General features: G+C 70.0%; 15 protein-coding genes. 4 read left to right on the top strand and 11 right to left on the bottom strand.

Going from position 1 to position 22094, the window contains the following annotated elements; genetic code table 11:
• Positions 1-32 precede the first annotated feature (32 nt).
• The 11 genes from mfd to JYJ93_RS37905 all read right to left on the bottom strand — a co-directional run bounded on the left by mfd (position 33) and on the right by JYJ93_RS37905 (position 15627).
• The gene (gene mfd, locus JYJ93_RS37955; RefSeq protein WP_206799598.1) at positions 33-3617 is read right to left on the bottom strand and encodes a transcription-repair coupling factor; all 3585 of its coding nucleotides are present in this window, start codon (positions 3615-3617) and stop codon (positions 33-35) included.
• 168 nt (positions 3618-3785) lie between these two features.
• Entirely contained in the window at positions 3786-4481 is a 696-nt protein-coding gene (locus tag JYJ93_RS37950) for a prepilin-type N-terminal cleavage/methylation domain-containing protein (RefSeq protein ID WP_206799597.1), read from the bottom strand.
• On the bottom strand, positions 4478-5704 hold the full coding sequence (locus JYJ93_RS37945; protein WP_206799596.1) for a prepilin-type N-terminal cleavage/methylation domain-containing protein: 1227 nt from the start codon (positions 5702-5704) through the stop codon (positions 4478-4480). The genes JYJ93_RS37950 and JYJ93_RS37945 overlap by 4 nt, the downstream gene beginning before the upstream one ends.
• Positions 5701-6207 carry a prepilin-type N-terminal cleavage/methylation domain-containing protein gene (locus JYJ93_RS37940; RefSeq protein ID WP_206799595.1) on the bottom strand — a complete coding sequence of 169 codons (507 nt, stop codon included), beginning with the start codon at positions 6205-6207 and terminating at the stop codon, positions 5701-5703. The genes JYJ93_RS37945 and JYJ93_RS37940 overlap by 4 nt, the downstream gene beginning before the upstream one ends.
• On the bottom strand, positions 6204-10568 hold the full coding sequence (locus tag JYJ93_RS37935; protein WP_206799594.1) for a DUF4114 domain-containing protein: 4365 nt from the start codon (positions 10566-10568) through the stop codon (positions 6204-6206). The genes JYJ93_RS37940 and JYJ93_RS37935 overlap by 4 nt, the downstream gene beginning before the upstream one ends.
• Positions 10568-11002 (bottom strand): c-type cytochrome, encoded by a 435-nt coding sequence (locus tag JYJ93_RS37930; RefSeq protein ID WP_206799593.1) that lies wholly within the window; start codon positions 11000-11002, stop codon positions 10568-10570. Before JYJ93_RS37930 ends, JYJ93_RS37935 begins: the two co-directional genes overlap by 1 nt.
• 63 nt (positions 11003-11065) lie before the next feature.
• Entirely contained in the window at positions 11066-11716 is a 651-nt protein-coding gene (locus tag JYJ93_RS37925; protein ID WP_206799592.1) for a hypothetical protein, read from the bottom strand.
• Positions 11717-11906: 190 nt separating this feature from the next.
• Positions 11907-12227: a hypothetical protein gene (locus JYJ93_RS37920; protein ID WP_206799591.1), complete on the bottom strand. Its 321-nt coding sequence runs from the start codon at positions 12225-12227 to the stop codon at positions 11907-11909.
• A 56-nt stretch (positions 12228-12283) separates the two neighbouring features.
• On the bottom strand, positions 12284-12616 hold the full coding sequence (locus tag JYJ93_RS37915; protein WP_206799589.1) for a cytochrome c: 333 nt from the start codon (positions 12614-12616) through the stop codon (positions 12284-12286).
• Positions 12617-12658: 42 nt separating this feature from the next.
• A complete protein-coding gene (locus JYJ93_RS37910; RefSeq protein WP_242544076.1) occupies positions 12659-14296 on the bottom strand; it encodes a hypothetical protein in 1638 nt (545 codons plus the stop codon).
• Positions 14296-15627 carry a bifunctional glycosyltransferase/class I SAM-dependent methyltransferase gene (locus JYJ93_RS37905; protein WP_206799587.1) on the bottom strand — a complete coding sequence of 444 codons (1332 nt, stop codon included), beginning with the start codon at positions 15625-15627 and terminating at the stop codon, positions 14296-14298. The genes JYJ93_RS37910 and JYJ93_RS37905 overlap by 1 nt, the downstream gene beginning before the upstream one ends.
• A 219-nt stretch (positions 15628-15846) precedes the next feature.
• On the opposite strand from JYJ93_RS37905, the gene JYJ93_RS37900 reads away from it, so the two are divergent.
• The 4 genes from JYJ93_RS37900 to JYJ93_RS37885 all read left to right on the top strand — a co-directional run bounded on the left by JYJ93_RS37900 (position 15847) and on the right by JYJ93_RS37885 (position 22076).
• Complete coding sequence (locus JYJ93_RS37900; protein WP_206799585.1) at positions 15847-18039, top strand: polysaccharide biosynthesis tyrosine autokinase; 2193 nt, start codon at positions 15847-15849, stop codon at positions 18037-18039.
• A 59-nt stretch (positions 18040-18098) separates the two neighbouring features.
• Positions 18099-19280: a glycosyltransferase gene (locus JYJ93_RS37895; protein WP_242544935.1), complete on the top strand. Its 1182-nt coding sequence runs from the start codon at positions 18099-18101 to the stop codon at positions 19278-19280.
• A 232-nt stretch (positions 19281-19512) separates the two neighbouring features.
• Positions 19513-20631 carry a glycosyltransferase family 4 protein gene (locus tag JYJ93_RS37890; protein WP_330166771.1) on the top strand — a complete coding sequence of 373 codons (1119 nt, stop codon included), beginning with the start codon at positions 19513-19515 and terminating at the stop codon, positions 20629-20631.
• Complete coding sequence (locus JYJ93_RS37885; protein WP_206799583.1) at positions 20628-22076, top strand: hypothetical protein; 1449 nt, start codon at positions 20628-20630, stop codon at positions 22074-22076. The genes JYJ93_RS37890 and JYJ93_RS37885 overlap by 4 nt, the downstream gene beginning before the upstream one ends.
• Positions 22077-22094: the final 18 nt, after the last annotated feature.

Raw genomic sequence — 22094 nt, 5'->3', positions numbered from 1 at the left:
CGGCCAGCCTACCCCAGGTCCCCGGGCAATCGTCAGTGCCGGGGCAGCGCGCAGGTGCCCACGTCGCGCAGCAGCTTGTGCGCCTCCGCCAGCAGGGCGTGCCCCTTCACCTCCGGAGGCACGCGGGCGATGAGCTTCATGTCCGGCGTCAGCCGGTAGAAGCCCTTGGAGCGCTGCACCAGCCCCGCCACCTTCGCGCCATCCAGCAGCGCGTCGCCGCCCAGCGCCAGTGACAGCCGGGCCGGGCCCGCCTCCAGCGCGCGCAGCCGCAGCTCGCGCATGTCGATTTTGAGGAGCGTGACTTCGGAGAGGGCGTCCACCTCGTCGGGCGCCTCGCCGTAGCGGTCCACCAGCTCCGCGCGCAGGTCCGTCACCTCGTCCGGGTGGCTGGCCTGGCTGAAGCGCTTGTAGAACACCAGCCGCTGGTGCACGTCCGCCACGTAGTCGTCGGGGATGAGCGCCGGCATGGGCAGGTTGATGTCCGGCTCCACGTGCACCTTGGGCGGCTGGCCCTGCAGCTCCGCCACCGCCTCCTCCATCAACTGCGCGTACAGGTCGAAGCCGATCTCCGCGATGGCGCCGGACTGCTTCTCGCCCAACAGGTTGCCCGCGCCACGGATCTCCAGGTCGTGGCTGGCGATGGAGAAGCCCGCGCCCAGCTCCGTGAAGTTCTGGAGCACCTCCAGCCGCCGCTGCGCGTCCTTCGTCACCGGACGGCGCGTGGGCACCAGCAGGTACGCGTACGCGCGCTCCTTGCTGCGGCCCACGCGTCCACGCAACTGGTAGAGCTGCGCCAGGCCGAACTGGTCCGCGCGGTTGACGATCATCGTGTTGGCGCTGGAGATGTCGATGCCGCTCTCGATGATGCTGGTGCACAGCAGCACCTGGAACTTGTGCTCCGTGAACTGGAGCATCACCTTCTCCAGCTGCCCCTCGCCCATCTGGCCGTGCGCCACGCCGATGGAGACGTTCGGCAGGAGCTTCTTCAGCTCCTGCTCCATGGACGGCAGGGACTCCACGCGGTTGTGCACGAAGAAGACCTGGCCGCCGCGGGCAATCTCCCGCTCCACGGCCTCCTTGATGGCGGCCTCGTCGTACTTCATCACGAAGGTGCGGATGGCCCGGCGGTCCTGCGGCGGTGTGGCGATGATGCTCATGTCGCGCACGCCGGACATGCTCATGTGCAGCGTGCGGGGGATGGGCGTCGCCGTCAGCGTCAGCACGTCCACCTGCGTGCGCAGCCGCTTGAGCGCCTCCTTCTGCTTCACGCCAAAGCGCTGCTCTTCATCCACCACCAGCAGCCCCAGGTCCTTGAAGGCCACCTCACCGGCCAGCAGCTTGTGCGTGCCGATGACGATGTCGACCTTGCCCTCCTTGGCGCGGCGGAGGATGTCGCGGATCTCCGGCGGCTTGCGGATGCCGGAGATGACTTCCACCGTGACGGGGTAGTCCTTGAAGCGCTTCTTGAAGGAGTGGAAGTGCTGCTGCGCCAGCACCGTGGTGGGCACCAGCACCGCCACCTGCTTGCGGTCCAGCGTGGCCTTGAAGGCGGCGCGCATGGCCACCTCCGTCTTGCCGTAGCCTACGTCGCCGCAGACGAGCCGGTCCATCGGCTGCGCCTTCTGCATGTCCGCCAGCACGTCCTCGATGGCCTTCGCCTGGTCTGGCGTCTCGTCGAACTCGAAGTCCGCCTCGAACTGGGCGAAGTAGCGGTCCGGCGGCGCGAACGCATAGCCCGGGTGCGCCTTGCGCGCGGCGGCCATCTGCAACAGCTCCGCCGCCATCTTGAGCAGCTGCTCCTTGACGCGCTTCTTCGTCTTCTCCCAGCTCGTCGTGCCCAGCTTGTCCAGCTGGACCTTCTCCGGGTCGCCGCCGGTGAACTTCTGGATGAGCCGCATGCGGCCCACCGGCAGATAGATTTTGTCCCGCCCCGCGTACTCCAGGACGAGGAAGTCCCCCGGCACGCCCTGCACCTCCATCTTCGTCAGGCCCGCGTAGCGCCCGATGCCGAAGTCGGTGTGGACGATGAGGTCGCCTTCCTTCAGGTCCTTGAAGCCCGCGGCGAACGCGTCCAGCTTCTTGCTGCGCTTGACGCGGCGGCGGGAGCGGACGCCGAAGATCTCCTCGTCCGCGAGCACCGCCAGCCGGCCTTCGGGGTCGATGAAGCCGTGGCTCACCTCGCCGGTGAACAGGTGCGCCCACACCGCCGGCTCGTAGAGCTTCGCCGGGTCCTGCAACGCCTCCGTGTGCACCTTCACCATCACGGAGCGGTCCAAGAGCAGCCGCTTCAGCCGGTCCGCCTGGCTGAGCGTGCCGCACGCCACCGCGCATGCCACGCCGGTGTCGCGCCAGCGCTGGAGCCGCTCCACCAGCGGGGTGAGCGCGCCCTCCTCGCCGTGGTGCGCGAGGATGGCCTCGCGCAGGTCCTGCGTCGTGCCGAAGGTGAAGGCCACGGGCGCCTCGGACTGCGTGAGCGACAGGCCTCCGCCCTCCACCACGCGCAGGGCCTTGAGGCCCGCGGCCACGTCCTCGCGCGTGAGGAAGTGGTGCTCCGGCGGATAGGTGAGGTCCTGGCGCGCGTCCGCCTCCGCCACGCCCTTCGCCAGCTCCGCCTGGAGCTCCTCCAGCACGCGGTCCAGGCCCACCGGGTCGTCCAGGTAGACGACGGGCTCCTTCGCCCACGCGCCCAGGTAGTCGAACACCGAGGCCAGCCCGCCCTCGAAGAAGCCGGGCAAGAGGCCCTCCAGCCCGAAGCCGGGGAGCCCCTCGCGGAGCGCGTCCAGCCGCTCGCGCAGCTTGATGGTGGGCAGGTTGATGCGGTCCGCCACCGCGCGCGCGGCGGCCTCGGCGCGAGGGCGGGTGTCGTCGGTGAGCAAGAGCTCGCGCGCGGGCACCAGGTCCACCGTCTTGAGCGCGTCCACGGTGCGCTGCGACTCCGGGTCGAAGACGCGGATGGACTCGATGGTGTCCCCGAAGAACTCCAGGCGCACCGGCCGCTCGTACAGCGGGCTGAAGACGTCCAGCAGGCCGCCGCGCACGCTGAAGGTGCCCTTGTCCTCCACCAGGGGGCTGTTCTGGTAGCCCATCAGCGCCAGCTTCCGCGCCAGCGAGTCGCGGTCGAAGTCCTGGCCCACCTCCACGCGCTGGGCCAGCCCCTCCATCACCCCCAGCGGCAGCACGCGGCGGTGCAGCGCGCGCAGGGACAGCACCAGCGCGGGGAACGGCGTGCCCCGCGCCAGGTGGAACAACGCGCCCAGGCGCTCCGTGATGGGGCCCGCCTCCGGCGACAGCTCGTCGTACGGGAGCACCTCGTCCGCGGGCAGCCGCAGTACGCGGGGCTCCAGCAGGCTGCCGGTGCCCCCCAGGAAGAAGGCCAGGTCGTGGGCGAGCGCGTCCGCCGCTTCTTCATCCACGGCCACGCACACCAGGGGCGCGCGCAGCTCGCGGTGCAGGCGGGCGAGCAGGTGGCCGCGCGCCGCGCCCTTCACCCCCTGCGTCCGCGCGCGGTGCCCCGCGCGCAGGGAGGCGAGGAGCCGGGCGAAGGCATCACCGGAGGAAGGGGGAGCGCCGCCGGGCCAGGACGTGCCGTCGGACTTCGGAGGAAGAGAGGTATCCATTCGGGGGCCTGGGTGGGGCCCTCGGCTAATTAGGGTGCGCCCTCTCCCAAATCAACGCTGGATGCGGACACCTGTCGTGTCCACGCAAACAGCGGGACGGCCGCCGGGCGGGGAGGCTCACGCGCGCCCGGGACCTGGGAAGGGTCCCCGGGCGCGCGGCGGGTCCGCTCAGGGATTGCCGCAGGCGTCCGCCAGCCGGACATCCCGCTTGGCGGTGTTCGACGTGGTGGCGGCCAGTGAGTCGCAGTCCATCACGTTGGACATGCCCGTCAGCGGCTCCACCATCAGCACGCTCTTGGCACGGCTGGAGGTGAACCGGAACTGGATGGAGGCATCCAGGGGCGCCGCCCCCGCGACGGTGGCGGGCTGACCGAGCAGCCCCTGCAGGCAGTCCATCCTGTTGAGCGCCGGCCGGCCGGAGCCCGGCAGGAAGCACAGGTTGTTGATGTCCATGGCGTTCATCGTGACGGGGATGATGATGTCCTGCCCCGTGTCGGTGCAGCAGTCAGGCGCGTCGCGGCAGGTCTTGTCCACGCAGGCGGGACTGGGGCACTTGTCCAGGGTCCATTCATCCGGGGTGTTGAGGTCGTCGCCACACTTCAGGCGCTCCCAGCGGGCCACGGTGGCCCGCGTGCCGCCTGGCTGGTCGACGTCTTTCTCCACCACGATGCGCACGGGCTGGTTCGTGCTGATGGCGAGCTGGCGTGCCCGCAGCGCGGACGACCACAGCTCACGCGTCGCGGTGTTCTCGCGCTGGGTGCTGATGTTGCCCTGCATGCCCGCCACGGCGAGGGTGACGAGCACCCCCAACACCGCGACGGCCGTCATCATCTCCAACAGCGTCATGCCTCGCGTGTTCTTCATGGCGCCGCCCCAGCGGGGATTCGGATCATCCCCACGCTCATCAAGTTGCGGGGCTCGACCGTGAAGGTGAACCGGCGGCGGCTGTAACCGTCTTGCACGAAGCCTTCCTCATCCAGCCCGGGCTGGATTGCATCCTGGTTGGCGCGACGGGTCCGGATGACCAGGGTCACCTCCAACTGGCGGACCCGCTGGCGGAGCCTCCTGAGCAGATCCACGTTCGTGGCGGGCTTCACCACCAGCGAGCCATCCGCCTCCTGGAGACCCAGCGAGCATTCGCCGGTGTCGTACTTCGCCAGCGTGCATTCGGAGATGGCGGGGTGCGGCTGCGCGGGGGCGGGGAGCATGCCCTCATTGGGGAACCACTGCAGGGAGTTGTCGGGTTTGCTGAAGTCGATGAGCCCCTCCCGCACGGTGAGCTGCTCCACGTCACGGCTCAGCACCAACCAGTCGGGCTCACCCACGGGCCGGTACTCCAGCGTGGGGATGTTGTCCTTCCAGTTCACCCGGTAGGCCACGCCTCCCAGCCGCATGGCCATCCAGTTCACCGGGCTGATTTCGGTGCCCGTCGGCACGCTCCAACTGGAAGAGGCGGCGGCGCAGTCAGGGCTCTGGGCGGCTCCGTCGATGGTGATGGTGGACTGGGCGCCGGGCGCGCCGGGGGTCACGGCGGTGATGGTCACGGGGCACGCCAGCCGGGTGCCGCCGCTCGCCATGACCGCGAGCGTCGGACCGCTGGGGGTGACCATGGCCATGGAGGCCTCGGACACCGCGCAGAAGGTGTTGCCGTCGCGAAAGCTTCCCGTCCCGCATGACGCCAGCGTGATGGCCCCGTTCGTCTCACCCCAGTAGAGCTGGAGCGCATCCGAGGCCAGCTCCGCCTTGGGGGCCGGCACGAAGGACCCGTCCGCGGGCATCGCGGGCAGAATCCCCAGCTTCAGGTCGGCCTTGTGCCACACCGTGATGGCGGACCGCTCATCGTCGACGCCGTAGGAGATGGGCGTGTTGCCCATGCCCACGCCCGCCCGCCACAGGTCGGCGAGGAGCACGTCCTTCACGGTCCGGCCCGTCACCTGCGCCATCATCGTCTGCTCTTCGAAGAGGGCGCGCTTCTGCATCTGGGAGCCCACCACCAGCCCCGTGGTGATGACGATGACGCCGATGGCGCTGGCGATCATCATCTCCAGGAGCGTGAACCCCCGGCCTTGGAGAGAGGCGGTCTTCATGGGGCCATCCGCGTCTGGAGGACCACCATCTGCCGGTCCGAGCGGAGCCCCGGCTCATCCCAGCTCACGGACACGCGCACGTTCACGATGGTGCCGGTCTGCCCCGCCACGACGATGCGGTCGAGCGGGGGCCAGCCCACCTTGGCTCCCTCCATGGTGGTGGGGTCCTTCGGATTGTCCACGTCGATGTTCACCGAGTACTCCCTCGCCACCAGGCCCGGCTCCACGGGTTCTTCGGCCCGCAGCGCCCCGGCCGCCGTCTGCCAGACGGAGTAGGTCTCGTCCCGCAGGTTGGTGCAGTTCGGGTTCAGGCAGCCCAGCGTCATGACCCGCTCCAGGGCCTGCTCCGCGATCACCTGGGCCTGGTTGGCGGTCAGCGTGCGCCGGTTGGACACGCTCGTCTGGCTCACGACGGTCATGGCCGCCATGACGCCCAGCAGCATGACCGTCATCGTGGCCATGACCTCCAACAGGGTGACGCCTCGTGAGGCACGCTGCTTCATTGCGGCAGTCTCCCGTCGGGCAGCGGCTCCCACATCATGATCTGCGAACGGGGAACGCCACCGGTGGCGGTCGGCCTGTTGTGCTTCCCGTCCTTGCCGGGCTCGGGCTTCGCGTCCACCAGGCCGGTCACCGTCCCCTGCAGGACGTAGCCGTCGTGGATGATGGGCGCGACGATGGCGTGGTCGTTGTTCTCCCTGTTGTCGATCAGCACGCCCGTGCTCTGGTTGGCGACGTAGGACCGGCCCTTGATGCTGTCGCTCAGGTTGCAGATGTCCGCGGCCGCGCCCGCGGCGGTGGCGGCGAAGAGCTTCTCGTCGCTGAGCGCCACACCACCCCAGAGCTTCTGGCCCGGATCCATCTTCTGCACCCACAGGGGCTTGAGCTCCGCGCACGGCTTGCTGCCGCTGGGGTCCGTGTCCTCGAAGGCGAGCAGGTGGTACTGGTAGGTGGGGTTCTTGGGATCCACCTCGGGATAGCCGTCCGAGTACTCATCCGGATTGTCGCTGGTGCCGAAGTAGAAGCGCACCGCCGGACCCGTCTTGGTGGTGACCATCTGCATCGCGATGCTGGAGTAGAGCTGCTGGAGCTCCAGCGCCGTCTGGCTGGCGTCCTTGTGGTCCTTCAGCGCCGTGGCGGCATGGGCCACCATGCACTTCTGGACCTGGTTGCCCGCCCGTTCGCTCGCCTTCACGTTCTTCAGGTTCACGCGCCAGACGCTGCCGGACGTGGTGGGGACGTAGATGACGTCGTAGCTGCCGTCCCGGTCCAGGTCCACCATCGGCGTCGCGGCCGCGATGCCGGAGCCCTTCTCCAGGGTGATGACGCCCGCGTACTTGCCCTTCGGATCCGACCCGTACTCGAGCGGCCGGCCCGTCTTCATGTCGAGCAGGTAGAGGGTGCCCGCGCGCTTGTCCGCCGGCTGGTAGTCCGTGCCCACCACCGACACCCAACGCCGGTCCTTCTCATCCCCCGAGCCCCAGGAGATGCGGGCGACGTTGGGGACGTGCCGCGAACCGCTGTTGTCCGGCAGCAGCACGGCGCTGTTCGCGACCTGCGCCGCGGTGAAGTACGAGGCCATGTTCAGGTCCATGAGGCTGAACTCCCACATGGGCGACGGGTACCAGGGATCCTTCGGATTCGTGATGTCGAGCGAGAAGACCACGGGCGAGCCCTTGCCCGTCGCGGAGACGAGCACGGTCTTGGCGCCCTGCTTCTTGTTCTCCGCCGTCGCCGGGGTCCAGTTGAACTTGATGCCGGACTCCCAGTTGTCCTTGTCACCCAGGTCCACGTTGGCGATGGCCGGCGAGGCGTCCATCTGCGGGCGCACGAGGCTGCCGGAGTTGCGGAAGCGCACGTACTGGTTGCGGTACTGGCCCAGCATCATCCGGGGCATGTAGGCGAAGACCTCGCTGCCTTCGCCGTACTTGCGGTCGGCGGGGGCATCCTTCGTGCCGCAAGCCTTGGGGATGAAATAGCCCCGGTACTGGGTCTCACTGACGCATCCGTCGCGCAGGGCCGCGCGGTATTCGCCCGTGTCGAAGGCGTGGAGCACACCGGTCATCGTGCCCACGTAGGCGATGGAGCTGCGCTCCTTCAGCGGCGACATGAAGTTCTTGAAGTACAGGTCGCGCTCGCTGGCCGTCGCGGCCTGGTACCAGGCGTCCTGGTACGGCGGGACGGCCACGCCCACGGTGGACAGGTTGATGCCGCCCATGGGCCACGGCCGGCGCGCGTTGTTGCTCCCGGTGGCGTGCCGGTTCTCGTAGCCGTACAGCCAGTCCACCAGGAAGTCGCGGTCATTGTGGTCGCCGGGGATGTACTTGTCCGTCCCCAGGGGGAGCGTGATGGTGGGCGTGCCGCAGATGCCGTCCTTGTTCAGGTCATACGGATAGCGCCGGTCGATCTCGCTGTAGTCGTTGCAGAGGATGTCCGGGAACAGCGCGCCCGCCGCGGCGCCCTCGGTGGCCTTGGCCAGGTCCTTGACCTCCTTGCGAACGCCCGCGTCGTTCATCGTGTACAGCTTGCGGTTGCGCGGCTCGATGGAGCCCATGGACACGGCCATCACGCGGCCCGACTCCCACTGCTCCTTGTTGGTGGTCGTCTCCGGGTTCTCCGGGTCGTAGATGGACTGGAGGTACAGCCTGCCTCGCAGGGTGTAGTCCTTGGCGCCGTCATACGCGCGGATACCGGGCGCGGGCAGGCTGCCCGCCGTGGAGGGCCAACCCGTGCCCCAGTTCTGTCCCGGCGTCTCGTTCACGCCCCACATGAGCACGTTGGCCACCGTGGTCGGGGTGGCGCGCGAATAGGCACCCGCGCGCACGGCCTGATAGCCGATGTCGACGTCGTCGATGATGGGGCGGCACTGCTCGTTGGGGCTGCTGATGTCCACCTTCCAGCACAGCTGCGAACCGGTCAGGCCCAGCGCCACGATGTCGATCTCCACCTCCTGGGCGGCGGGCGTCTGGGCCGGGAAGACGACGGGCACCCACGTGGGGTTCAGGTTGTCGTTGTACTTGTTGGCGACCGGGTCGTAGGTGCGGCAATCCACCGCGATGGAGTAGGTGATGGTGGGCAGGATGCCGGTCGACGTGCAGGCGTTCGTGGCCGACTCGGTCCAGCAAGGCGCCGTGGTGCAGCCCTCGCGGATCTCCGAGGGGGGATTGCCGGGCTTCGCGTAGGGCGCCACGTCGTCCTGACGGCGGAAGCGCACCTTGGTGATGGTGAAGTTCTGGCCGGGCGTATCGCCTTCCGGGCTCATCACCTTGGAGGTGATGGTGGTGGACTTGGCGCCACCGCCGTTCTCCTTGTTGATGAGGAACACGATGTCGTTGAAGTCGCGGTCACCGCCGCCGTTGAGGTCCTCGAAGCCGAGGATCCACCGGAAGGGGTCGGTGGTGGGGGCGCCCACGATGACGTGGGGCATGTAGTTCATCCGGTCGATTTCCTTGCTCACCTTACCCGGCTCCGTGCCAGGGCGCATCACCGTCACACCCTCCTTGGGCATCTCCAGGTTGTTGTAGGTGTTCGTGTTCAGGCGCTGGAGGGTGGCCTGGTCCAGCCAGCCGCAGGCCTTCTTGCCGCCCGAGTCCTTGATGGTGCAGGCGCCCGAGTAGTTGGGCGGGTAGCACTGGTCGGAGTAGTCGCAACCGATGTTGCGCTCCGCCACCTTGTTGTCCGCGGGAGCCTGGAAGTTCTGGTCCATGTTCCAGGTGGCCTTGGAGAAGAACACGGAGATGGACGTGCGCAGGTGCAGCAGGCACTTGCCGTCCTCGAGGGGTTTGTCCTCGTACTTCTTGCGCTTGAGGCAGGGCGCGACCGTGTCGTTGTCCAGGTTGTGGCGGGAGTCGTAATAGACGATGGCGAAGAAGACGATCTCCTTGCCACCCTCGATGAGGCCCAGGTCCACCGTGCGGTCACGGGCGGTGATGCCGGGGTCGGGGTTCACCGACTGCTCGAGGCCGCGGTAGTCGTACTTGGAGACGTCGTAGTCCGGGATGCCGTCGTTGTCGGTGGTGGCGTCCGGCACGGGGCCCAGCTTGCGGAAGACGGTCTTGTCGCTGTCGTCATCCGCGAGCAGGAAGACCATGCGCCCCAGGCCCAGGTAGCCGTTGGCGGCGGCGCTCGGCTCCAGCAGGTTGGGGATGTGGGGGAAGAGCCCCTTGTCGGACGCATCGTTGTCCGAGAGGTCCTTGGGGCTGTCGAAGTTGTTGTTGTTCAGGGGCATCTGAAGCCCCACCCAGTCCGCCTTGATGTTCTTGTCGCCCGTCGTGCGCCCCGGGCGCGCGTCCGTGGTGTCGAGCTGGGAGTCGAACTTCTCCTTGCAGTCCTTGTCCATCGCCAGCTCGGGATGGTTGTACTTGATGCCTCCGGACGTGAAGGTCTTGTCGCAGCGGCGCGGCAGCACGCCGATGTACTTGTGGGTCAGCTTGGTGTCGTCCGCCGGCGTCAGGTTGTAGAGGGCCTCGTGCAGGTCGAGGATGCCGTTGTTGTTGAGGTCGACGAGGTTGCCGTTGGCGTCCGCGTAGCCGCGGTCCTTCACGTCCTGCAGGTACATGTAGCCGAGCGCGTGCGACGCACCGGCGGACTCGTACACGTAGCTGATGGTGACGCGCTGGTCGAACGGGAAGGTGATGTTCTCCGAGTCCAGCTTCTTGAGGTTGGTGTTGAGCTGGAGGCGACCGTCAGGCCGCAGGATGATGGTGTCGTTGGCGACGGTGAGGCCGTCCGGGCCGAGCTTGAAGTCGCCCTGGGCGTCGTTGTCCAGGTCGTTGCGGCAGAGCTGGGTGGGCGTGGTGGCCGTCAGGGCCGGCGACGAGACCGTCAGCGTCAGGGCCAAGAGCCCCTTGTAGAACGTCCGCATCACTTCTTCCCCTGGTTCTTGGGCTGGGACTTCGCGTTCTCTTCGGATTCGGGCTGCTCACGCGGCTTCTGCTTGCCGCCCTGCTCCAGTTGCTGCCGCAGCAGCATCCGGCGCGGAGGCGGCGTGGGCACCGTCACCGTCGCCAGGAAGCTCATGAGCGCGTCCAGGTCGCCGGGAGCCAGCAGCCGCGTGTCGCAGTTGGTCTTCGGGTTGATCCGGTGCGGGGCCACGGTCCACTCGCGGATCTCCTCCAGGTTCTTCTTGCGCAGCACCATGGCCATTGCGGGACCGGCCGGTCCGCGCTCGCCGAAGGCGCGCTTCTGCACTTCCGCCGGATGACATTTGGCGCAGGCCTGGTTGAAGGCCAGTGCGCCTCGGTCCTGGGCGCTGGCGAGCGCCGGGAGCAGGAACAGCAGGGGAGTCAGGCGTTTCATGGAGGGCTCGGGGAAGGCGGGAGTTCTGGAGAAGGGACGGGGCGGGGCCACCGGTCGCGGGCGCTACATGTTGAGGCCGGAGTTCGCGGAAGGAGTCCCCGGGCCGACCAGCGTCTCGCCGCTCGTGTTGGTCACGAGTGCCTGGACGACCGCGCGCGTCGGGCGGCCCCGGGGGTTGGCCACCTCGGCGATGGAGACGATCCACATCTGGCGGTTGCTGTCGATCTCCGGGCTGGCCTCCGAGTCGTCGTCGTCCCGCACGAAGACGCGGTAGCGCACGTGGCGCTGCTCCGGGTAGTCGACGTTGGGGGGCGGCTCCTCGACGGTCTCCAGGGTGGACCTGTACAGCTCGTAGCGGTTCCACACCTCGCCCCCGCCGGGAGGGAGCAACTCGAAATAGGGGCGCGCCGCGGAGCCCAGGCCGGGGATGTCGGCGACCGGCGAGCCCAGGGTCGCGCGCAGGTCGATGGTGAGCTGGTTGAGGTTGGCGGCGTTGGCCATGATGAGGCGGACCGTCTCACGGCCTTCCGCGAGTCCCGCCTCGGCGGCGAAGAACGCCTGCTTCTGGCGGCGGGTATCCGCCTGGCTGTCGGCCTCGCGGCCCACCACGCTGTAGCTGAGCATCACCGCCATGGTCACCAGCGCGACCACGCCCAGCGCGAGCAGGAGCGTGAATCCACGGGACTGACGGCGGGGGGTTGGGCGACGCGACATCGGGGGCTCCTTCGCGCACCTCTGGGGGGAGGTACGGCTTGGGAGCCTCAGAACAGCAAGCTTCGTGCCGGGAATTCCGACACTCAACCCGCCGGAATAAGGGATGTCCGTGATGCGGGGGGGTGCCGTGTGACGTCAGGGGGCTGCGCAAACTTTGCGAGCCTCCTCATTCTTGCGAGGTCGCCGGCCGTCAGCGCTGGCCGCCGCGCACCGCGGCGCGCAGGCGGAGCATGTCGTCCAGGACGCCGGGGTCCACCAGCTCCAGGGCGGCCCTCTGGGAGAGGGCGCGGGTCTGCCGGCGGTACTCCTCTTCATCCTCCTCGCCGCCGCCCTTGCCGCCGTCGCTGCCGCCCTTGCCACCGCCCTTGCCGTCACCGCCCTTGGGCATCAGCGCCACCGGCTGGGAGACGCCCGGCTCCAGGCGGGGGAAGGCATTGGCGTCGGCGCGCACCGACGTGAAGAGGCTGACCATGGACAGGCAGAACACGATGGCGACGGTGAGGGTCTTCATGGCGGCTCCAATTCTCCCAATCCCCACGACGCCCGGACGCGAAGGGTTATTCACGATCACTCCTCCTTCGCCTTGAAGGTGCGGATGTATCGCACCAGGGCGTCCATCTGCTCCGGGGTGAGCCGGTCCTTGTAGGCCTTCATCTTGGGGTTGTGGGACGAGCCGTTGGCGATGACCTGGCGCAGCTCCGCGTCCGACTCCGCCTTCTGCCAGGCGGCGCGGCTCATGTCGGGGATGGACTCCTTCTGGCCCATGCGCGTCTGGGCGCGGCCGTCCGGGCCGTGGCAGTTCTTGCAGCTCTTGTCCCAGAGGGCGGCGGCGTCCTCGGCGTGGGCGAGGGCCGGGGCGCACAGCAGGAGGGTGGACAGCGGGAACCACCGCGAGGTCATGCACGGTCTCCAGGGGAGGGGGACGCCAGTATAGCCACGCGCTCAGGAGCCGGCGCGGGGCCAGAAGGGCGCGGTGGGGCGGCCGGGGGGCTGGAGCCAGACGGACTCCAGGAAGCGCACCGCGTTCTGATCCGCCCGGTCGTTCCGGGTGAACACCGCCTGCGCGCTCGCGAGCACCGCCAGCGTCGCGAGCCCCGCCACCCAGGCGGCGGGCGGAGTCGCGCGTCCGGCCGCGTCGCGGACCAGCGCCCCGAAGACGGACGCCGCCACGGCGGCGAGCGCCGCGAGCAGCACCGCGCCCGCCAGGGACGTGGGCAGGCCCAGCCAGACGAGCAGGTTGGGCGGGTGGTAGCCGTCCAGGAGCAGCGGCCGGGCCAGCGCGAGCACGGGGGTGGAGACGTCGTCGGGGATGTAGTTGACGAAGGTGGCCAGGCCCGTGACGAGCACCGACGCCGCGCACAGCATGGCCGCGATGCCGGACAGCACCGGCCGGCCCGCGCCGCGCAGCCGCTCCAGCACCAGGCCCGCGGGCAGCAGCAGGAAGGGCACCAGCCCCGTGAGGTGCCGGGGCCCCGTCGTCCATCCCCACGAGTCATAGGTGAACGACGAGGTGAAGTACGTGTAGCCGGCGAGCGTGGCCGCGGACATCCAGAAGAGGGCGCGTCCTTCCGCGGAGGTCCGGCCCAGGCGCTTGAGCAGCGCGAGCCCGGGCAGCGCGAGCAGGAGGAACGGCGACAGGGTGAAGAGGCCCCGCAGCGGGGAGAAGAACGACAGCGTGAAGGCGCGCGGATCCGGCGTGCGGATGCCCAGGAAGCCGCCCAGGTGCCACGGCTGGTAGGCCGCGTCGTTGAGGTGCTTGTAGCCCGTCTCCAGCGGGTGCCCGAAGGTGGCCTGGTGGTAGAGCCCCAGCGCCACGATGAAGGGCAGCGCGCCCAGCACGGCGAGCCCCGTGGCCCGGCCCAGCTTCTTCAGCCGCGCGGCCCAGGGCTCCGGGGCTTCCGGCGTGCCCAGGAGGGTGAGGACGGCGTAGAGGATGAGGCCCAGCACGCCCAGCGCGCCGGTGTACTCGGCGGCGACGGTGGCGCCCGCGCACGCGCCGGCCACGACGTAGCCGCGCTCGCGCCACTCGCCGCGCGACAGCTTCCAGAGCGCGTAGAAGCCCGCGAAGAGCAGCACCGCAGTCGTCTGGTGGCTCATGAAGAGCAGCGAGTAGCTGAACGCGAGCGAGCCCAGCGCGTACGTCACCGTGACGCCGTCCGCGACGACGGGCGACAGGAACGCCAAGAGGAAGCGGCGCACCAGCCACAAGAGCCCCAGCGTGGGCAGCACCGTGAGGAAGAGGCGGCTGAAGAAGACGAGCGGCACCTCCGGCACGGCGTAGCGGTGGCCGCCGCCCAGCAGCCTCAGGCCCGCGTACACGGGCACCGCGGCGAAGGACAAGAGCGGCGCCTTGGACGGGTAGTACCGCCCGTCCATCACGGACAGGTCGCCCACCGGGCCGTAGTCACGCAGGGCGCGGTTGATCTCCAGCGTCCCGTCCTCCACCAGGGCGCGCGTCTGCCACAGGCGGCACAGCTCGTTGGGCGAGCGCAGGCCCGGGTGGTACGGGAACAGCAGCACGTAGAGCGCCGCGACCGTGGCCCACACCGCCCTGGGCAGTCCGGGAGCGCGGGGGGACATCAGACGGCGCGGGCGACGGCGAACAGGCTCATGCCCACGGGCAGCCGCACCTGCTGCTCGGCCTGGGCGAGCAGGGGGGCCAGCGCGTCGTAGAGCTTGAGCTGGAGCTTGGGCACCGCGCGGCGGCGCAAGAGGCGGCTGTTGACGAACCAGCCCGGCAGGCCAACCAGGTTCATCCACTCCAGCGTGTCCACGCGGAAGCCGTTCTCCTGCAGCACCGCGCGCAGGGACTCCGGCGTGTAGCGGCGGTAGTGGCCCACGGCCTCGTCGATGGCGCCGAACAGCTGCGGCAGCGCCGGCACGAGGATGAGCACGCGGCCGTCCGGCTGGAGGATCTGACGGAAGCGGCGCACCGCGGACGCGTCGTCCGGGATGTGCTCCAGCACGTTGGACAGCACGATGGTGTCCAGGGCTTCCGCCTTCAGCGACTCCCAGTCCGCGAGCGCCACGTCGGACAGGTAGGGGCGCACGTGGGGCTTGCCGCGGAAGAGGTTCTTCAGGCGGTCCACGTAGAAGCGCTCCACCTCCAGCGCGACCAGGTGCTCCGCGCCGGCCTCCAGCTCGCGGGTGATGGTGCCGATGCCGGCGCCAATCTCCAGCACGCGCCGGCCCATGTGCTCGCGGAAGCGGCGGCCCAGCCACTGGTTGTAGTGGGTGGCGCCGTCCATGCGCTCCAGGGTGGAGTAGCCCTCGTGCTGGTTGTCCGCGTCGTCGCGCACGGTGGCGTAGCGCACCAGCGTGCGCAGGCGGGCCAGGTGCGCGGAGGCCGGGCGGCGCGGCACGGCCTGCAGCGGCGGCAGGGACACCTCCGTGAGGCGGAAGAGCTGCGCGGCCAGCTTCACCACCAGCTCCGCGTCCACCGCGTCGTCATCGCTGGTGAGCTGGATGGAGCGCAGCGCCTCCGTGCGGAAGGCGCGCAGGCCGGTGAGCGGATCCGTCAGCGCCACGTCGGTGACGAAGCGGGTGATGCCGCCCAGCGCGCGCTCGGCCACCAGCTCCGGCGACATGCCGGGGCGCCGGCCGAAGACGCCGTCCGCGGTGTCGTCCCGCAGGGGCTGCACCAGGGCGTCGTAGGTGTCCGGCGAGTAGGCGGCGTCCGGATCCTGGAGCACCGTGTGCGCGCCGGTGACGTGGGGGAGCGCGGCGCGGATGGCCGCCCCCTTGCCACCCTGGGCGGCGAGGACGTGGACGTTGGGACCGGGCGTGACGTCCACCGGCCCTTCACCCGCGAGCACGACCTGGGCCTGGCCGGACAGCGCGTGGGCGAACCGGGCGGCGGCGGCGGCGGTGGCGGGGGTGAAGGGCAGGACGACGGAAAGCGCAGGAACCATTGCGCCGCTCACTACCACAGGACCCTCCAGGGTGCGCGTTCGCGGACCGGCGCGGATGGATGGGGGGCATCCAGGCGGCGTTCGTCGGATGGACAACCCGCCCCACCCGTTGCACGCTCCGGACGTTATTCCCCCAGCGCGATGTGGGTGCAGGTCGGGTCCGGATGCGTTCGGGCCGGTGGAGACCGCCCGCGGCAGCCACTTCCGGAGAGACGCGACGTGGAAGGAACGGTGTTGGACCCGGCCGGTGGAGCGCCCGGCGCGACGTCCGCGAGCGTGATGCACCGGCTGCGAGGCGTGTGGCGCCGGCGCTGGGTGATGCTCGGGGTGGCGTTGGCGGTCACCGCGCTCACGGCGGCCTGGACGCTCCGGCAGCCGCGCATCTACGCGGCCAGCACCTCGCTCATCATCGACGTCACCGCGCCGCGCATCCTCGACGGCGAGGTGAAGGAGGTGATGGGGGAGGAGCGCAGCAACTACTGGTTCAACAAGGAGTACTACGCCACGCAGAGCGAGATCATCACCTCGCGCGCGGTGGCCAGCCGCGTGGTGGACCGGCTGGGGCTGTCGAAGGACGCGTCCTTCCTGGGCCTGCCCGCGAACCAGGACCCGGCGGAGCGCGCGAAGGCGCTGGAGGACGCGGACGCGGTGGGGCTGTTGCGCTCGCGCATCCAGGTGGTGCCCGGCAAGGACTCGCGGGTGATGAACATCGGCGTGGAGGACGAGGACCCCGCGCGCGCGGCGCTGCTCTCCAACGAGGTGGCCGCCGCGTACATGGCGGAGAACCTGGCGCTGAAGCTGCGCACCACGGAGGAGGCTCGCGCGTGGCTGGAGGGGCGCCTGGACGAACTGGGCCGCCAGTCCAAGGCCGGCGAGATGGCCGTCTACGACCTGAAGAAGGACGCGGACATGCTGTCCACGTCGCTGGAGTCGCGGCTGTCCATCGTCAGCGAGCGGATCAACTCCTACAACCTGAAGCTCACCGAGGTGCGCACGCGCATCGCGGCGCAGCAGGCGCGCGTGGACGCCATCCACCGGCTGCGCAAGGACGCGGGCAACGACGAGACGTGGGCGGAGGCCGTGCCCGGCGCGAAGGACGGCCCCATCCAAGACCTCAAATCGCGCTACGGCGAACAGAAGGCCGCGTGCGCGGAGCTGACCGAGCGCTACCTGCCGGAGCACCCGAAGCTCCTGGAGTGCAACCGCAAGCTGGACGTCGTGCGCGCGGACCTGCTCAAGAGCCTGGGCAACGTGGTGCGCTCGGCGGAGACGCAGTTGGCGGAGGCGCAGGGCGAGGAGAAGAACCTCAACAAGCTCCTGGACGAGACCAAGGCCGAGGCCTTCCAGGTGAACAAGAAGGCCATCGAGTACGGGCGGCTGCAGCGCGAGTCGGACAACAACCAGCGGCTCTATGAGCTGGTGCTCAAGCGGCTGAAGGACATCGAGCTGTCGGGCCTCCTGCGCACGAGCAACGTGCGCGTGTTGGACGCCGCGCGGCCGGAGCTGTTGCCGGTGCGGCCGCACACGCGGCGCAACCTGCTGGTGGGCTGGGTGATGGGGATGCTGCTGGGGCTGGGCGTGGCGCTGTTCCTGGAGATGCTGGAGAACAGCGTCACGTCGCAGACGGACGTGGAGGACGTGCTGGGCCTGGCGTTCCTGGGCGTGGTGCCGCGCATGGAGGCCACGAAGGCGCCGGGCGACCGCGACCTGTACGTGCACCGCGCGCCGCGCTCGGCGGTGGCGGAGTGCTGCCGCGCGGTGCGCACCAATCTCCTGTTCATGTCGCCGGATCACCCCTGCAAGACGCTGGTGGTGACGTCCAGCGGCCCGCAGGAGGGCAAGTCCACCACGTGCATCAACCTGGGCGTGGCCATGGCCCAGAGCGGCAACCGCGTGCTGCTGCTGGACACGGACATGCGCCGGCCCCGGCTGCACCGCGCGTTCGGCGTGCCCAACGACCTGGGCATCAGCTCGCTGGTGGTGGGCGAGGGCTCGCTGGACAAGGCGGTGAAGAGCACGGAGGTGCCCAACCTCTTCGTGCTGCCGTGTGGCCCGCTGCCGCCGAACCCCGCGGAGTTGCTGCACACGCGTGCCTTCAAGGAACTCCTGCGCGCGGCGGGGGAGAAGTTCGACCGCATCATCCTGGACAGCCCGCCGCTCAATGCAGTGGTGGACGCGGCGGTGCTGGCCACGCAGGCGGACGGCGTGGTGATGGTGCTCAAGGCGGGCCGGACGGACCGGAGCGCCGCGAAGCGCGCGCTGCGCTCACTGGCGGACGTGCAGGCGCGGATGTTCGGCGCCATCCTCAACGACGTGGACCTGCGGCAGCCGCGCTACGGCGACACGTACCTGGGCTACCAGGGCTACGGCCCGACGCAGGACGAGCCCAAGGGCGGGGTGGCCCCGTCGTGAAGGGCGCGGGCCTGCGGGTGCTGCACCTGGGGAAGTTCTACCCGCCGGCCTCCGGCGGCATGGAGGCGCACCTGTGCACGCTGGCGCGAGCGCAGGCGGCGCTGGGCGCGCAGGTGGAGGTGCTGTGCGCGAACCACTCCGTGGATGGCACCGGGACCAGCCACGAGTTCCACGGGCGCAGCCCCACGCGTGAGGAGTGGGATGGGCCGGTGCGGGTGGTCCGCCTGGGGCGGCTCGCGTCGGTGGCGCGCATGGACGTGATGCCGTCGCTGCCGTTCATGCTGAGGCGCGCGCTGGCGCGGGGCGTGGACGTGGTGCACCTGCACGTGCCCAACCCGAGCATGGTGCTGGCGCTGGACGCGGTGCCGCGGCTGCCCGCGGTGGTGGTGACGCACCAGAGCGACATCATCCGGCAGAAGGTCGCGGGCGCGCTGTTCCGTCCCTTCGAGTGGATGCTGTACGCGCGCGCGGCGCGGCTGTTGGCCACGAGTGACGCGTATGTGCGCGGCTCGTCGCTGCTGTCGACGTTCAAGTCGAAGGTGCGGGTGCTGCCGCTGGGCATCGAGTTGGAGTCGTACCTGCGGCCTCCTTCCGCGGAGGCGCTCGCGGCCCAGGCGCGGTGGACGGCGGAGGCGGCGGGCGGGCCGCTGTGGCTGATGGTGGGGCGGCTCGTCTACTACAAGGGGTTGTTCACGGCGCTGGAGGCGCTGGTGCACGCGCCGGGGCGGCTGGTCATCGTGGGCGAGGGGCCGCTGGCGCAGGAAGGCCGCGCGCGGGCGAAGGCGCTGGGCATCGAGGACCGGGTGACGTGGGCGGGGTACCTGTCGCCGGAGGCGCTGACGGGCGCGTACCGGGCCGCGACGGCCCTGTGGTTCCCGAGCAACGCGCGCAGCGAGGCGTATGGCCTGTCGCAGGTGGAGGCGCTGGCGAGTGGACTGCCCGTGCTCAACACCGCCGTGCCGGACTCGGGCGTGGCGTGGGTGAGCCTGCACGAGCGCACGGGCCTCACGGTGCCCGTGGGAGACGCGCGGGCGCTGGCGGCGGCGGCGCGCCGGTTGGTGGACGAGCCGGACCTGCGGGAGCGGCTGTCACGTGGGGCGCGAGAGCGTGCGCGGGCGGAGTTCGCCCATGACGTGATGGCGTCGCGCAGCCTGGACCTGTACGCGGAGGCGCTCGGACGGCCGCCGGTGGCGGAGGAGCGGAGCGATGCCTCCGTCCGGCACGTCGCGGGCGGGCGCTGAAGGTCCGCGCATGCACCGGTCGCGCGCATCTCATCGTGACGGTCTCGGGGAGGGCGAAGGCCCCTCTTCGCGCGTGCCGCGCTCGCCCGGTGGTGAGCCTGGTGGAGACACCGAGGCTGTCGGCACGGCCTCCAGCGAGCCGCATGCGCCGAGTGGCGCGCCGGTCGATGACGCGGATGCGGGCATGGGTGTTTCGCGCAGGTGGGCTGCATCCGCAGGTGCATCGCTTCGCGTGTTGCATGTCTCCAGCGGCAACCTCTACGGCGGTGTCGAGACACTGCTGCGCACGATGGCGCTCGCGAGCGCGGAGCACGACGGCGGCGCGGTGCATGCTTTCGCGCTCTGCTTCGAGGGACGCATCGCGGAGGAGCTTCGCGCGGCGGGCGCGCCGCTGACGCTGCTGGGACCGGCGAAGGTGAGCCGGCCGTGGCGGGTCTGGGAGGCCCGTCGTGCATTGGCGGCGCTGCTTCAGCGGGAGGCGTTCGACGCGGTGGTGTGTCATGCGGCGTGGCCTCAAGCCCTCTTCGGGCCCGTGGTGCGCACGGCCGGTGTCCCGTTGATCTTCTTCCAGCACGACGCCCTGTCGGGCTCGCACTGGGTGGAGCGGTGGGCCCGCGCCACGTCGCCGGACCTGGCGCTGTGCAACAGCCGATACACCGCGAGCACGCTTCCGAGCGTGTACCCGCGCACCCCGTGGAGCGTGCTCCATCCGCCGGTTCGGGACGGTGGCCCGGGCCTCATGGCTTCCGAGCGCGCTTCGCTCCGGGGCGAGCTGGGCGCGGACTCGACGGACGTCGTCATCGTCCATGCCAGCCGCATGCAGGAGTGGAAGGGGCAGCGGCTGCTGCTCGAAGCGCTGGGCCGGCTGCGCCAGGTGCCTCACTGGAAGGCGTGGTTCGCGGGTGGTGCGCAGCGCCCGGAAGAGGTTGCCTACGAAGAGGGCTTGAAGGCCCAGGCCCTGGCGCTGGGCCTGGGGGACCGCGTGCGGTTCCTGGGACAGCGCTCGGATGTGCCCCGACTGCTGCGCGCGGCGGAGGTGCACTGTCAGCCCAACACCGGGCCGGAGCCGTTTGGCCTGGCGTTCGTGGAGGCCCTCTACGCCGGGCTCCCCGTGGTTACCACCGCGCTGGGCGGACCGCTGGAGATCGTCGATGCGTCTTGCGGCGTGCTCGTGCCTCCGAAGCCGGAGGCCCTGGCCCAGGCGCTGCGCGGGCTCATCGAAGATGAAGCGGCTCGACGGAAGCTGGGCAGCGGTGGACCGTCTCGCGCGAAGGCGCTGAGCGCGCCGGATGCCTTCCTGTCGACGCTGGAGGACGCGGTGCGCTCCGTGACCCGGGGGCCCAGCGCATGAGTGGCGCGAGTCCTCGTCCCCAGCTCCGGGGCCCCGGTGTGCTGCATCAGCGGTACGTGCGCCGCGCGCCGGAACCCGCGACGACGCAGGCCGTGCCGGCTCCGGCTCCAGCGTCTCCGGGGCTGCTCGGTTCGGGCGGCGTGGTGGTGGCGTTCATCGCGCTGCTCTTCGTCTGCCAGCTCGCGCTGCTGGTGGAGGCGCTGGCCCCGGCTCGCGTGGTGTTCCGCATCGCGTCGTTCGGCGCGAGCCTGGCGCTGCTGGTGCTGGTGAAGGGCCCTTTCCTCAGGCACCCGGCGATGCCCTTCCTGCTCGCGTCGGCGGGGCTCACCGCGCTGAACTTCTTCCACCCCGGCACCAACACCCCGCTGGCGGCGGCCGCGCAACTGGGCATCCAGATCTCCGTGTTCGCGCCCCTCTTCTGGGCGAGCCGCCTGCGCATCGACGCGAAGATGTTCGGACGCGTCGTCCTGCTGCTCTTCCTGTTCAACATGGCGAGCGCCTCGCTGGGCATCCTGCAGGTGACCTTCCCCGGCCGCTTCCAGCCCAACCTGTCCGCCATGGTCGAGAGCCAGGGCGAGGGCTACGTGCGCAGCCTCCAGTTCGAGACCGCGAGCGGCGCGCGTGTGTTCCGCCCCATGGGGTTGACGGACATCCCGGGCGGAGCCGCCACCGGCGCCTTCTATTCGGTGCTGCTGGGCGGCGCGTTCCTGCTCAGCCGCCAGGGCCTGTCCCGGAAGGTGCTGGGCGCGGCGGGCATCGGCATCGGGCTCATCTGCCTCTACCTGGGGCAGGTGCGCGTCGCGGCGGTGACGTTGATTGTCTGCATGGCGGCCATGGGCCTGGTGCTCACCGTGAGCGGCCGGTGGGTGCGCCTCGTGACGCTGGCTGCGGTCGTGGGCGGCTTCGCGGTGGTGGCCTTCGGCTGGGCCGTCGCGGTCGGCGGCGACGCGGTGCTCTCGCGCTGGAGCACGCTCACGGCCGCCGACCCGTCGCAGGTGTATCAATCCAACCGGGGCCGCTTCCTCGACGAGACCTTTGACGACGTGCTCCCGGAGTTCCCCCTGGGCGCGGGCCTGGGGCGCTACGGCATGGCCAACGCCTACTTCGGCGACAACCTCGACCGCGAGAGTCCTCCGCTGTGGGCCGAAATCCAGTGGACGGCGTGGGCTTACGACGGTGGATGGCTGGGGCTCGTCTGTTATCCGCTCGCGCTGCTGGCGACGTTGTGGTGGGGCTTCCAGGTGGCGCGGCGCCGCGATGAGTCGGCGGGTGAGTTCTGGCTCTGGGGCAGCCTCCTCTTCGCGTATGACCTGGGCGCGATCGCGCAGACCTTCAGCTACCAGTTCTTCATGAGCCAGATGGGCATGGAGTTCTGGCTGCTCAACGCGGCCTTCTTCAGCGCGTACTGGAACCGGAATGCGGCCCTACACCCTCATCGCCGGTGACTTCGTCTCCACCGGTGG

Origin of the sequence: Corallococcus sp. NCSPR001 (assembly GCF_017309135.1) — a bacterium.
GTDB lineage: Bacteria > Myxococcota > Myxococcia > Myxococcales > Myxococcaceae > Corallococcus.
Note: the sequence above shows the minus strand (reverse complement) of the source record. Positions and strands in the feature narration are given on the sequence as shown.